The 12,614-nt window shown below is 71.2% G+C and carries 10 protein-coding genes; 7 read left to right on the top strand and 3 right to left on the bottom strand.

The window, feature by feature from the left end; translation table 11 throughout:
* Positions 1-52: 52 nt before the first annotated feature.
* The 3 genes from RNB18_RS43505 to RNB18_RS43495 all read right to left on the bottom strand — a co-directional run bounded on the left by RNB18_RS43505 (position 53) and on the right by RNB18_RS43495 (position 2,644).
* Positions 53-253 carry a helix-turn-helix transcriptional regulator gene (locus tag RNB18_RS43505; RefSeq protein WP_020116516.1) on the bottom strand — a complete coding sequence of 67 codons (201 nt, stop codon included), beginning with the start codon at positions 251-253 and terminating at the stop codon, positions 53-55.
* 451 nt (positions 254-704) lie between these two features.
* Positions 705-1,565 (bottom strand): helix-turn-helix domain-containing protein, encoded by an 861-nt coding sequence (locus tag RNB18_RS43500; RefSeq protein WP_311719670.1) that lies wholly within the window; start codon positions 1,563-1,565, stop codon positions 705-707.
* Between the two features lie 161 nt (positions 1,566-1,726).
* A complete protein-coding gene (locus RNB18_RS43495; RefSeq protein WP_266527891.1) occupies positions 1,727-2,644 on the bottom strand; it encodes a sugar phosphate isomerase/epimerase family protein in 918 nt (305 codons plus the stop codon).
* A 131-nt stretch (positions 2,645-2,775) separates the two neighbouring features.
* Here RNB18_RS43495 and iolC point away from each other — a divergent pair, with 131 nt between their 5' ends.
* The 7 genes from iolC (at position 2,776) to RNB18_RS43460 (ending at position 12,498) form a co-directional block, all read left to right on the top strand.
* A complete protein-coding gene (gene iolC / locus RNB18_RS43490; RefSeq protein ID WP_311719668.1) occupies positions 2,776-3,726 on the top strand; it encodes a 5-dehydro-2-deoxygluconokinase in 951 nt (316 codons plus the stop codon).
* On the top strand, positions 3,723-4,604 hold the full coding sequence (locus RNB18_RS43485) for a Cgl0159 family (beta/alpha)8-fold protein (protein ID WP_266527885.1): 882 nt from the start codon (positions 3,723-3,725) through the stop codon (positions 4,602-4,604). The genes iolC and RNB18_RS43485 overlap by 4 nt, the downstream gene beginning before the upstream one ends.
* Before the next feature lie 10 nt (positions 4,605-4,614).
* Positions 4,615-5,430, top strand: coding sequence for a 5-deoxy-glucuronate isomerase (gene iolB / locus RNB18_RS43480; protein ID WP_057609616.1), 816 nt, complete (start codon positions 4,615-4,617; stop codon positions 5,428-5,430).
* The gene (iolD, locus tag RNB18_RS43475; protein WP_311719667.1) at positions 5,427-7,304 is read left to right on the top strand and encodes a 3D-(3,5/4)-trihydroxycyclohexane-1,2-dione acylhydrolase (decyclizing); all 1,878 of its coding nucleotides are present in this window, start codon (positions 5,427-5,429) and stop codon (positions 7,302-7,304) included. Before iolB ends, iolD begins: the two co-directional genes overlap by 4 nt.
* Before the next feature lie 14 nt (positions 7,305-7,318).
* Positions 7,319-8,821: a CoA-acylating methylmalonate-semialdehyde dehydrogenase gene (gene mmsA / locus RNB18_RS43470; protein WP_311719666.1), complete on the top strand. Its 1,503-nt coding sequence runs from the start codon at positions 7,319-7,321 to the stop codon at positions 8,819-8,821.
* Positions 8,822-8,986: 165 nt separating this feature from the next.
* Complete coding sequence (locus tag RNB18_RS43465) at positions 8,987-11,635, top strand: alpha/beta fold hydrolase (protein ID WP_311719664.1); 2,649 nt, start codon at positions 8,987-8,989, stop codon at positions 11,633-11,635.
* Entirely contained in the window at positions 11,632-12,498 is an 867-nt protein-coding gene (locus RNB18_RS43460) for an ABC transporter permease (RefSeq protein ID WP_311719663.1), read from the top strand. The genes RNB18_RS43465 and RNB18_RS43460 overlap by 4 nt, the downstream gene beginning before the upstream one ends.
* The last annotated feature ends 116 nt before the right edge of the window (positions 12,499-12,614 follow it).

Below are 12,614 nucleotides of genomic sequence, written 5' to 3'. Positions count from 1 at the left end.
CAGGGACGGGACTCGGTCAGTCCCGGCTTGGTGTCACCGGGCGAGCCGGCCCTCAGTCCTCTCTCCGCCCCCGGTTGCCCGGCCGGGACGCGACCCACGCGCGCACGGTGTCCGCGTACCAGAAGGGCTTGCCGCCCTCGACGTGATCGGGTGGCGGCAGCAGCCCGTGCTTGCGGTACGACCGCACGGTGTCCGGCTGCACCCGGATGTGCGCCGCGATCTCCTTGTACGACCAGAGCCTTCGGTCGGTCATGTGGTGCACCTCCCCGCGCGCACCGCGGCGGCGGCCGGGAAAGGCCGTCGGGGGGACCGGGCGCTGCGCTGGCGATCACAAATCCTGCGTCCGGTGAACGACTCGCGGTGACTTTCCGTCAGCGCCTGTATGCCCGGTGTGACGCGCAGCTCGCGTACACGGGACATGTGTGACACGGACGGGGCGTTTGTGACAGAGGTGACGCAAAGACGTACGCGGGCGCGAGGGCGTGGCGCGTTGACAAAGGGGCCGTTTCAGACCCCGCGGCCTCTCTTGAAGACTGACGGCGCTGCGCGTCGAGCCGAGCGGGACCCCGGGCCCGCCAAGGAGGACCTCGCTCGCGCAACTCCCCTCCGGCAGCAGGGTGGGCCGGACCCGCTGCGCCGGGCCCGACCCACCGGCTCCCCCCGGCCGTCCCCCGATCAACCGGCTGGACGCGCACAGCGTGCAGTCAGGTGGTCCCGTGGGTCTTGGAGAAATCCGCACTTCGCCGGGAAGCATCGGCTGCAGCAGGCGTACCTGATGCAGCGGTTGTCCCGGACGCAAGGATCAGGCTCGTCGCCTCACCGTCCATCCGGTCCCCGGGCGGGGCGCCGGCGAAGGGCAGCCGTCGTGCCGTCGTGAACTCCCGCGGTGTGCACCCGGTCATCGCCTTGAACTCGCCGCTCAGATGCGCCTGGTCGTAGAACCCGCAGGCCGCCGCGGTCTCCGCCTGTCCACGCCCCGCGGCGAGCAGCCGTCGAGCCCGCTGCAACCGCAGGACTCTCGCCGCCGCCTTGGGCCCCAGCCCGATCTGCTCCCGGAACCGGTTCTCCAGATGCCGCACACTCCAGCCCACCTCCTCGGCGAGCCGCCGCACCGGCATGGCACCGCCCGTCCGCACGAGCTCCGACCAGGCCCGCACCACCCGGGCCGAACAGGGCGTACCGGCGTCCCACCACCGCGCGAACACGTCGTCCAGCAACCGGAAGCGCTCCTCCCAGGAGGGCAACACGGCCAGCGCGGCGGCGAGTTCACCGACCCGCCGGTCCAGCGCGTGCGGCAGCGCGTCGGGATCGACGACCCGGTCGGCGGTCTCGTACTGCGGGGTCCCGAACAGCGTGAACCCGGCCCAGGGCGTGAGCATCACTTCGATGCCGGACAGCCGGCCGCCGTGTTCACCGACGGCGGGTGTGGTGGTGGGCCCGCAGAAGACGGAGACGAGCGTCTCCGGAGCCCGCCCCGCGCGCGTGATGCGCACGGGCTGCTCGAACCCCAGCAGCAGCGTGGCGGCCCCGACGGGCGTTTCGAGGCGCCGCCGCGGCCGGTCCATCGCCAGCCGAACCCCGCGATAGCTCAACACCCCGGGCCGCAGCCGAGGATGAGGCGCCCCGAGGGCGAACTCCCACAACCCACCGGACCCACGTCCGGTACGGACCAACACCATCGCCCCAGCTTCACAGCCGATGGGGCACAGCAACACCCTCTGGGGCGCTACGCCCCGCAGGACCGCAGGAACGCCCTGGTCCGCTGAGCGATCGGCAACGGCCGATCCGGCTCACACGGATACATGTCCTGCTCGACGATCGCGAACAGATCGACATCCAGCCGTCCCGCCGCCTCCAGCACGGGCCCGAGCGCCGGCACACCCGAAGGCGGCTCACACATCACGCCCTGCGCCACCGCGGGCCCGAACGGCGTTCCCTTGGCCCGTACGTCCGCGAGGATCTCCGGGTCCACCTGCTTGAGGTGCAGATACCCGATCCGCGACCCGTAGGTCTCGATCAGCTTGACGCTGTCGCCGCCGCAGTACGCGTAGTGCCCGGTGTCCAGGCACAGCGACACCAGGGAGGAGTCCGTCCCGTCGAGGAACCGGACGACGTTCTCCTCGCTGTCGATGTGGGTGTCCGCATGCGGGTGGACGACGATCTGGAGGCCGTACTCCTCCCGCACCCGCTGCCCCAGCCGCTCGGTCAGCGAGGTCAGGTTCCGCCACTGCTCGGGCGTCAGCGAGGACGACTCCAGCACCTCACCCGTCTTGTCGTCCCGCCAGAACGACGGAATCACGACAAGATGCCTGGCACCCATGGCCTGCGCCAGCACCGCGTTGTCCGCGACATGCGCCCAGGTCTTTTCCCACACGGCCTCGCCGTGGTGCAGGCCGGTGAAGACGGTACCGGCGGACACCTTCAGGCCACGCCGGGACACCTCCTCGGTGAGAACCGTGGGGTCGGTCGGCAGATACCCGTACGGCCCCAGCTCGATCCACTCGTAACCGGAGTCCGCGACCTCGTCGAGGAAGCGCTGCCAGGGGACCTGCTGGGGGTCGTCGGGGAACCACACGCCCCAGGAGTCCGGAGCCGAGCCGATCCGGATGCGGGACAGTGAGGGCTGAGGTGCGGGCGCTGTCATGCCGGTCAGCTTCGGTTCGGACAGCAAGCGCTGTCAAGGTCTCGTCCGAATGTCTGGACAAAACATTGACAGGGCTCGGCGTCCGGGGCTACAAACGCCGGGAGAGCCGACGCAGGTACGAAGGGAAGCCGATGGCGTACGACCTGATCACCATGGGGCGGATCGGTGTGGACCTGTATCCACTCCAGACCGGTGTCCCGCTGCCGCAGGTGACGTCCTTCGGCAAGTTCCTCGGAGGATCGGCGACCAATGTCGCGGTCGCCGCGTCGCGCCTGGGACGGCGGACCGCGGTGATCACCCGCACCGGCGACGACCCCTTCGGCACCTATCTGCACGAGGCCCTCCAGGGCTTCGGCGTGGACGACCGCTGGGTCACCCCGGTCCCGGGCCTGCCGACCCCCGTCACCTTCTGCGAGATCTTCCCGCCGGACGACTTCCCGCTGTACTTCTACCGGCAGCCCAAGGCCCCCGACCTGGAGATCGACGCCCACGAGCTGGACCTCGACGCGATCCGCGAGGCGAGCATCTTCTGGGTCACCGGCACCGGTCTGAGCGAGGAGCCCAGTCGTACGGCGACCCTGGCGGCCCTCGCCCACCGTGCGAAGGCCGGCACCACCGTCTTCGACCTGGACTGGCGCCCGATGTTCTGGTCGGACCCGGCCACGGCCCGCCCCTTCTACGAAGAGGCCCTGCGCCACACCACCGTCGCCGTCGGAAACCTCGACGAGGTCGAGGTCGCCACCGGCGTACGCGAGCCGCACGCCGCCGCCCGCGCCCTCCTGGACGCCGGTGTCGAACTGGCGGTCGTCAAGCAGGGCCCCAAGGGTGTCCTCGCCGTCAACAGCAGGGGCGAGTCCGCCGAGGTCCCGCCCCTGCCCGTGAACGTCCTCAACGGCCTCGGCGCCGGTGACGCCTTCGGCGGCTCCCTCTGCCACGGCCTGCTCAACGGCTGGGACCTGGAGAAGATCATGCGGCACGCCAACGCGGCCGGGGCCATCGTCGCCTCCCGTCTGGAGTGCAGCTCGGCGATGCCGACGCCCGACGAGATCGACAGTGCAATCGCGGCGGGAGCGGTCAAGTGAGGGTCGACATCGCGGAACTCGTCCGCCTGCGTGCCGAACACCCCGAAGCGATCGCCGAGGCGGCCGCCCGCCGCCCCCGCAGGCCGCTGCTCAACGACAACGGCCGCCTGATGATCGTCGCCGCCGACCACCCCGCCCGGGGCGCGCTCGGCGTCGGCGGCAACCGGATGGCCATGGCCAACCGCGGCGACCTGCTCGAGCGTCTCTGCCTGGCGCTGTCCCGCCCCGGCGTCGACGGCGTCCTCGCCACCGCCGACATCCTGGACGACCTGCTCCTGCTCGGCGCCCTGGACGGCAAGGTCGTCCTGGGCTCCATGAACCGCGGCGGCCTCCAGGGCGCGAGCTTCGAGCTCGACGACCGTTTCACCGGCCACCGCCCCGAGGACATCGAGCGCCTCGGCTTCGACGCCGGCAAGCTCCTCCTGCGTATCGACTACGACGACCCGGGCTCCCTCACCACCATGGAGTCCACGGCCCGCGCCATCGACGACATGGCGGCTCGCAAGCTCCCCGTCTTCGTCGAGCCGTTCATCAGCGGCCGCACCACCGAGGGCAAGGTCAGGAACGACCTCTCCGCCGAGGCCGTCAGCAAGTCGATCGCCATCGCCTCGGGTCTGGGCGGCAGTTCGGCCTACACCTGGCTCAAGGTCCCGGTCACCGACAACCCCGACGACATGGGCGAGGTCATGGCGACCTCCACGCTCCCCGCCGTACTGCTCGGCGGCGAGGTCGGGGACGACCAGGACGGCGCGTACGAGAAGTGGCGTGGCGCCCTGCAACTCCCCACCGTGCGCGGCCTGGTGGTCGGCCGTTCGCTGCTGTATCCGGCGGACGGCGACGTGGCCGCCGCCGTGGACACCGCCGTAGGACTGCTGTGAGGGCCGCCGCATGACACAGAACGAGCTGTACGTCCCCAAGGGCGGCTCCGCCAACGCCCAGTACACGCTGGACATCGACCCCAAGCGGGCCGGCTGGACCCACAGCAGCCTGCGCATCGTCGAGCTGGCACCCGGCGGCACCCACACCTTCACCTCCGGTGACAGCGAGTGGATCGTGCTTCCGCTGGAGGGCGCCTGTACCGTCCACACCGACAACGAAGAGTTCCAACTCCTGGGCCGGGAAAGCGTGTTCGCCGGAGTCTCGGACTTCGCGTACGTGCCCCGGGACGCCCAGGCATCGATCGCCTCCGGCGCGGGAGGCCGCTTCGCCCTGGCAGGAGCGAAGTGCGAGCGACGACTCCCCGCCCGCTACGGCCCCGCGCCGGAGGTCCCCGTCGAAGAACGCGGCAGTGGCAGCCAGTTGCGGCACGTCCGCAACTTCGCCTCCGCCGACGCCTTCGACTGCGACAAGCTCATCGCCGTCGAGGTGGTCACGCCCGGCGGCAACTGGTCCTCGTATCCGCCGCACAAGCACGACGAGCACCGGCCCGGCGTGGAAGCGGAGCTGGAGGAGATCTACTACTTCGAGATCGACGGCCCGAACGGTTTCGGCTATCAGCGCGTATCTCCCTCCCGTGAGGGCGGATCCGACGTCCTCGCCGAGGTCCGCTCCGGCGACGCCGTCCTCGTCCCCGACGGATGGCACGGCCCGTCCATCGCCCAGCCCGGCCACGACATGTACTACCTGAACGTCATGGCGGGACCGGGTGAGACGCGGGAGTGGCGGATCTGCTTCCATCCGGACCACACGGAGGGTTACCGATGACCACCCGCCTGACCGTCGCGCAAGCGCTGGTCCGCTTCCTCGCCGCCCAGTACACCGAACGCGACGGCGTACGGCAGCGGTTGATCTCCGCGACCTGGGGCATCTTCGGCCACGGCAATGTCGCGGGCCTCGGCCAGGCGCTCGTCGAGTACGCCGACGACATGCCGTACCACCAGGGCCGCAACGAGCAGTCCATGGTGCACGCGGCCGTGGGCTACGCGCGTCAGTCGAACCGCCTCTCCACCCACGCGGTGACGACCTCCATCGGACCGGGCGCCACCAACCTGGTGACGGGAGCGGCCCTCGCGACCGTCAACCGCCTACCGGTTCTGCTCCTGCCCGGCGACATCTTCGCCACCCGGGTCGCCGACCCGGTCCTCCAGCAGCTCGAAGTGCCGTACGCGGGCGACATCAGCGTCAACGACTGTCTGCGGCCCGTGTCGAAGTACTTCGACCGCGTCACGCGTCCGGAAGCCCTGATCCCGGCCGCCCTCCAGGCGATGCGGGTCCTCACCGACCCCGTCGAGACCGGCGCCGTGACCCTGGCCCTCCCGCAGGACGTCCAGGCCGAGGCCCACGACTGGCCGGACGAGTTCTTCGCCGAGCGCACCTGGGTCGTACGACGGCCGGGCGCCGACCCCACCGAACTCGCGGAAGCGGTGCAGGCCATCAGGTCGGCCCGGCGCCCCCTGCTCGTCGCCGGCGGCGGAGTCCACCACAGCCGCGCCGAGGAGGCCCTCGCCGAGTTCGCGAGCGCCACCGGCATCCCGGTCGCCTCCACCCAGGCCGGCAAGGGCTCCCTGCGCCACGACCATCCCCAGGACGTCGGCGGTGTCGGCCACACCGGCACCGCCACCGCGAACGAACTGGCCCGCCAGGCCGACCTGGTGATAGGCGTCGGCACCCGCTGGACCGACTTCACCACGGCCTCCGGCACGCTGTTCGCCGCCGACGGAGTCCGCTTCCTCAACCTCAACATCGCGCCCTACGACGGCCACAAGCTCGCCGGTACACCCCTGGTCGCGGACGCCCGCAGCGCCCTCCAGGAGCTCACCGGCGCCCTCCAGCTGCACGCCCACCGGGTCACGGGCGCGTACGTCGACGAGTACACGCTCGACAAGGAGCGCTGGGAGCAGCGCGTCGACGCCTGCTACGAGGCCGACGAGCCCGACATCAGGCCGACCCAGCCGCAGGTCCTCGGCGCCCTGGATGTCCTGGTGGACGAGTCGGACGTCGTCATCAACGCGGCCGGCTCCCTCCCCGGCGACCTGCACAAGCTGTGGCGCGCCCGGTCGAGGGACCAGTACCACCTGGAGTACGGCTACTCCTGCATGGGCTACGAGATCCCGGCCGCGATCGGTGTCAAGATGGCCGCGCCCGACCGCAACGTCTGGGCGCTGGTCGGCGACGGAACGTACCTGATGATGCCGACGGAGATCGTCACGGCCGTGCAGGAGGGCATCGCGATCAAGCTGCTCCTGATCCAGAACCACGGCTACGCCTCCATCGGCGGCCTGTCCGAGACGGTCGGCGGCGAGCGGTTCGGAACCGCCTACCGCTACCAGTCCGACGACGGCACCTACACGGGCGCCCCGCTGCCCGTGGACCTGGCCGCCAACGTGGCCAGCCTCGGTATGCGCGTGCTGCGCGCGAAGACCGTACGAGACCTCCGCGCCGCCCTCGAGGAGGCGCGGGCCGCCGACACTCCCACATGTGTCTACGTCGAGACCGAAACGGCAGACACAGTGTCGGGCGCGCCTCCGGCGCAGGCCTGGTGGGATGTACCTGTGGCCGAAACCGCGACCCGACCGTCTGCGGTGAAGGCCCGAGAGCTGTACGAACGGCACGTCTCTACCCGACGCCGCCATCTGTGAAGGAGTACTCGGTCATGACGAAGATCGTCAACCACTGGATCGGCGGCAAGACCGTCGAAGGCGCGTCGGGGAACTACGGGCCGGTCACCGACCCGGCGACCGGCGCGGTCACCACCAAGGTCGCGTTCGCGTCGGTCGACGAGGTGGACGCCGCGGTCGGCGCCGCCAAGGACGCGTTCGCGACCTGGGGCACCTCCTCGCTCGCCAAGCGCACCACGATCCTGTTCCGCTTCCGGGCGCTGCTCGAGGCGAACCGGGACGCGATCGCCGAGCTGATCACCGCCGAGCACGGCAAGGTGCACAGCGACGCCCTCGGTGAGGTCGCGCGCGGCCTGGAGATCGTGGACCTGGCGTGCGGGATCACCGTGCAGCTCAAGGGCGAGCTGTCCACCGAGGTCGCCAGCCGCGTGGACGTCGCCTCCATCCGCCAGCCGCTCGGTGTCGTCGCGGGCATCACGCCGTTCAACTTCCCGGCGATGGTCCCGATGTGGATGTTCCCGATCGCCATCGCGACCGGCAACACCTTCGTCCTCAAGCCGTCCGAGAAGGACCCGTCGGCCTCCCTGAAGATCGCCGAGCTGCTGGCCGAGGCCGGTCTGCCCGACGGTGTCTTCAACGTCGTCCACGGTGACAAGGTGGCCGTCGACCGCCTCCTGGAGCACCCGGACGTCAAGGCCGTCTCCTTCGTCGGCTCGACCCCGATCGCCCGCTACATCCACACCACCGCCTCCGCCAACGGCAAGCGGGTCCAGGCCCTGGGCGGCGCCAAGAACCACATGCTCGTCCTGCCGGACGCCGACCTGGACGCGGCCGCCGACGCCGCCGTCTCCGCCGCCTACGGCTCCGCGGGCGAGCGCTGCATGGCCATCTCCGCGGTCGTCGCCGTCGGCGCCATCGGCGACCAGCTGGTCGACAAGATCCGCGAGCGCGCCGAGAAGATCAAGATCGGCCCCGGCAACGACCCGACCTCCGAGATGGGCCCGCTCATCACCAAGGTGCACCGCGACAAGGTGGCGTCCTACGTCACGGGTGCGGCGGCCGAGGGCTGCGAGGTCGTCCTGGACGGCTCCGGCTTCACGGTCGAGGGCTTCGAGGACGGCCACTGGATCGGCATCTCGCTCCTCGACAAGGTCCCGACCACGGCGAAGGCCTACCAGGACGAGATCTTCGGCCCGGTGCTGACCGTGCTGCGCGTCGACACCTACGACGAGGGCATCGCCCTCATCAACGCCTCGCCGTTCGGCAACGGCACCGCGATCTTCACCCGGGACGGCGGCGCCGCCCGCCGCTTCCAGCTGGAGGTCGAGGCAGGCATGGTCGGCGTGAACGTCCCGATCCCGGTCCCCGTCGGCTACCACAGCTTCGGTGGCTGGAAGGACTCGCTCTTCGGCGACCACCACATCTACGGCAACGACGGCACGCACTTCTACACCCGCGGCAAGGTCGTCACCACCCGCTGGCCCGACCCGGCCGACGCCCCGGCGGGCGTGGACCTGGGCTTCCCGCGCAACCACTGAGCGCGTACGGCGCCCCGACCCTCCGCCGGAGGGCCGGGGCGCCGTCGTGTCACCGGCCGTACCGCGAACGCGGTACACGAGAACGCCGTTGTACCCCCACGGGATGGCCCCGGTTCACCCCCTGGTCGACGACTCACCGGCCTTTTCACCCCGTACCGTTGACACATGGATCTTCGACTGCCGCCGCTGCGTGACCTACGTCGGCGGCCACGACGGCTCGCAGCCGCCGTGGCCGCCGTCGTCGTGCTCGCCGGTGCCGGGACATGGACGGCCGTGGCCGACGACAAGCCGGCCCCGGTGCACCGGGAGGACCAGGTGATGGCTCTCGACGGCGTCCGCATCGACACCTCGTACTTCACCTCGTCCGACGCGGGACGCCGCCCCGCCGTACTGCTCGCGCACGGCTTCGGCGGCAGCAAGGACGACGTGCGGGAACAGGCCGAGAACCTGGCCCGGGACGGGTACGCGGTACTGACCTGGTCGGCGCGGAGTTTCGGCAGGTCCACCGGGAAGATCGGACTGAACGACCCGAAGGGCGAGGTCCAGGACGTCAGGAAGCTGATCGACTGGCTCGCCCGGCAGCCGCAGGTCCAGCTCGACAAGCCCGGCGACCCCCGCGTCGGCGTCGCGGGCGCCTCGTACGGCGGCGCGATCTCCCTGCTCGCCGCCGGCTACGACGACCGCGTGGACGCCATCGCCCCGGCGATCACCTACTGGAACCTCAGCGACGCGCTCTTCCCCAACGGCGTGTTCAAGAAGCTCTGGGCGGGCATCTTCGTCAACTCCGGCGGCGGCTGCGCCAAGTTCGAGCCGCAGCTGTGCCGGATGTACGAGCGGGTCGCCGAGTCCGGCACCCCGGACGCGCAGGCCGAGAAGCTGCTGGACGAGCGTTCGCCGTCGGCCGTCGGCGACCGCATCAAGGTGCCCACCCTGCTGCTGCAGGGCCAGACCGACTCCCTCTTCCCGCTCGGCCAAGCCGACGCCGCGGCCAAGGCGATCCGCGCCAACGGCGCCCCCGTCGACGTCGACTGGATCGCGGGCGGCCACGACGGCGGCGACATGGAGACCGGCCGGGTCCAGGCCCGGGTCGCCTTCTGGTTCGACCGCTACCTCAAGGACGACAAGGGCGCCGACACCGGCCCCGCCTTCCGTGTCACCCGCACCCTCGGCACCGACACCGGCGACGGCGAGACCCGGCTGAGCGGCGTGGACGCCGACACCTACCCCGGCCTCGAAGGCGACCCGCGCGCCGTCGCCCTCGCCGGACGCGAGCAGTCCTTCGAGAACCCGGCCGGTTCCAGCCCGCCCGCCGTCTCCGCCCTGCCCGGCATCGGCGGCGCCGGCGGCCTCTCCCAGCTCTCCGCGCTCGGCGTCGGGATCTCCCTCGACTTCCCCGGCCAGTACGCCGCCTTCGAGTCGGCCCCCGTCAAGGACGACCTGCAGATCACCGGGTCCCCGACGGTCACCGTCCACGTGAAGTCGACGAGCGACGACGCGGTCCTCTTCGCCAAGGTGTACGACGTCGGCCCCGGCCGCGGACAGCAGGTGCTGCCCTCCCAACTGGTCGAGCCCCTCCGCGTGGAGGGCGCCAAGGCCGGCAAGGACGTCACCCTCACCCTCCCGGCGATCGACCACGAGGTCCAGGACGGCCACCGGCTGCGCCTGGTCCTCGCCTCCACCGACCTCGGCTACGCCTCACCGGCCGCCCCCGCCACGTACACGGTCTCCCTCAAGGGCGACCTGAAGGTGCCGACCACCCTCGCCGACAGCGACGCGGCCGCGCCGCTGCCCTCATGGGTGTGGTGGCTGCCCCTGGCGGGCGCGGTGACCGCGCTCGCCCTCCTCCTGACGGCGAGGCGCCGCACCACCGCCCCCGCCCCCGACCCCGGCCTCGCCGAAGTCCCCCTCCAGATAAGGGACCTCAGCAAGCGCTACGCCAAGTCCGCCGACCGGTATGCCGTCCGCGACCTGTCCTTTCGGGTCGAGAAGGGCCAGGTCCTCGGCCTGCTCGGCCCGAACGGCGCGGGCAAGACGACCACCCTGCGCATGCTGATGGGCCTGATCACACCGGACGGCGGTGAGATCCGCGTCTTCGGCCACGCCATCGCGCCCGGCGCCCCCGTGCTGTCCCGCGTCGGCGCCTTCGTCGAGGGTGCGGGCTTCCTGCCGCACCTGTCCGGCCGGGAGAACCTGGAGCTGTACTGGCGGGCCACCGGGCGCCCGCCTCAGGACGCCCACCTGGACGAGGCCCTGGAGATCGCCGGCCTCGGCGCCGCCCTGGAGCGCGCGGTCCGCACCTACTCGCAGGGCATGCGCCAGCGCCTCGCCATCGCCCAGGCCATGCTCGGCCTGCCCGACCTGCTGATACTGGACGAGCCGACCAACGGACTCGACCCGCCGCAGATCCGCGAGATGCGCGAGGTGATGATCCGCTACGCGGCGGCCGGCCGCACGGTGATCGTCTCCAGCCACATGCTGTCCGAGGTCGAGCAGTCCTGCACCCACCTGGTGGTGATGGACCACGGACAGCTCGTCCAGGCGGGACCGGTCGGCGAGATCATCGGCTCCGGCGACACCCTGCTGGTCGGCACGGCCGGCCCGCTCGACGAACCCCTCGTCGAGAAGGTCGCCGCGCTGCCCGGCGTGGCCTCGGCGGTCCGTACCGACGGCGGGCTGGTGGTCCGCCTCGACGCCGACGGCAGCGCCCGGCACCTGGTCGCCGAACTCGTCCGGCTGGAGGTCCCCGTGGAAGCGGTCGGCCCCCACCGTCGCCTCGAGGACGCCTTCCTCACCCTGATCGGAGACTCCGCATGAGCAGCACGCTGATCGACAGCGCGGAGGTCGCCGACGGTTACCGCGCCGGCCGCACGCTGCCCCTCCGGGTGGAACTGGTCCGGCAGCTGAAGCGACGCCGCACGATGGTCATGGGCGGGATCCTGGTCGCCCTGCCGTTCGTGCTGCTCATCGCCTTCCAGGTGGGTGGCGGGCCGGGCGGTGACAACAACCGGGTGAACCTGATGGACACGGCCACCCTGTCCGGCGCGAACTTCGCCGCGGTGAACCTGTTCGCCTCGGCGGGCTTCCTCCTGGTCATCCCCGTCGCCCTGTTCTGCGGGGACACGGTCGCCTCCGAGGCCGGCTGGTCCTCCCTGCGCTACCTGCTGGCGGCGCCCGTGCCCCGGGCCCGGCTGCTGTGGTCGAAGCTGGTCGTCGGACTCGGGCTCAGCCTGGCCGCGATGCTGCTCCTGCCGCTCGTCGCGCTCGCCGTCGGCACGGCGGCATACGGCTGGGGCCCGCTGGAGCTGCCCACCGGCGGTGAGCTGGCCGCCGGCACCGCGGCGCAGCGCCTCCTGGTCACGGTGGCGTACATCTTCGTGTCCCAACTGGTCACCGCGGCCCTGGCGTTCTGGTTGTCCACCAGGACGGACGCCCCGCTGGGCGCGGTCGGCGGCGCGGTAGGCCTGACCATCGTCGGCAATGTGCTCGACCAGGTGACGGCGCTCGGCGACTGGCGGGACTTCCTGCCCTCGCACTGGCAGTACGCCTGGCTCGACGCCGTCCGCCCCCGACTGGAGTGGTCCGACATGATCCAGGGAACGGCCCTGTCGATAACGTACGCCCTCGTGCTGTTCGCGCTGGCCTTCCGCGGTTTTGCCCGCAAGGACGTGGTGTCGTAGGTCACCGGAGGATCACCCACCGGTCTCGACGGCCGTCGTCCGTGCCCTGTTCGAGATCCATCCGCAACCCCCCGTAGCGCACGTTCCGGCCCGTCGGCCCGTCACAGTCACAGACA

It is taken from the genome of Streptomyces doebereineriae (assembly GCF_031845645.1).
Taxonomy (GTDB): domain Bacteria; phylum Actinomycetota; class Actinomycetes; order Streptomycetales; family Streptomycetaceae; genus Streptomyces; species Streptomyces canus.
This window is presented reverse-complemented; position numbering and strand designations above follow the sequence as displayed.

Bases quoted from the DNA above. Each gene is read 5' to 3' on its own strand.
- RNB18_RS43505 (WP_020116516.1), bottom strand. From the start codon at position 253: ATGACCGACCGAAGGCTCTGGTCGTACAAGGAGATCGCGGCGCACATC.
- RNB18_RS43500 (WP_311719670.1), bottom strand. From the start codon at position 1,565: ATGGACCGGCCGCGGCGGCGCCTCGAAACGCCCGTCGGGGCCGCCACG.
- RNB18_RS43495 (WP_266527891.1), bottom strand. From the start codon at position 2,644: ATGACAGCGCCCGCACCTCAGCCCTCACTGTCCCGCATCCGGATCGGC.
- iolC (WP_311719668.1), top strand. From the start codon at position 2,776: ATGGCGTACGACCTGATCACCATGGGGCGGATCGGTGTGGACCTGTAT.
- iolB (WP_057609616.1), top strand. From the start codon at position 4,615: ATGACACAGAACGAGCTGTACGTCCCCAAGGGCGGCTCCGCCAACGCC.
- iolD (WP_311719667.1), top strand. From the start codon at position 5,427: ATGACCACCCGCCTGACCGTCGCGCAAGCGCTGGTCCGCTTCCTCGCC.
- mmsA (WP_311719666.1), top strand. From the start codon at position 7,319: ATGACGAAGATCGTCAACCACTGGATCGGCGGCAAGACCGTCGAAGGC.
- RNB18_RS43465 (WP_311719664.1), top strand. From the start codon at position 8,987: ATGGATCTTCGACTGCCGCCGCTGCGTGACCTACGTCGGCGGCCACGA.
- RNB18_RS43460 (WP_311719663.1), top strand. From the start codon at position 11,632: ATGAGCAGCACGCTGATCGACAGCGCGGAGGTCGCCGACGGTTACCGC.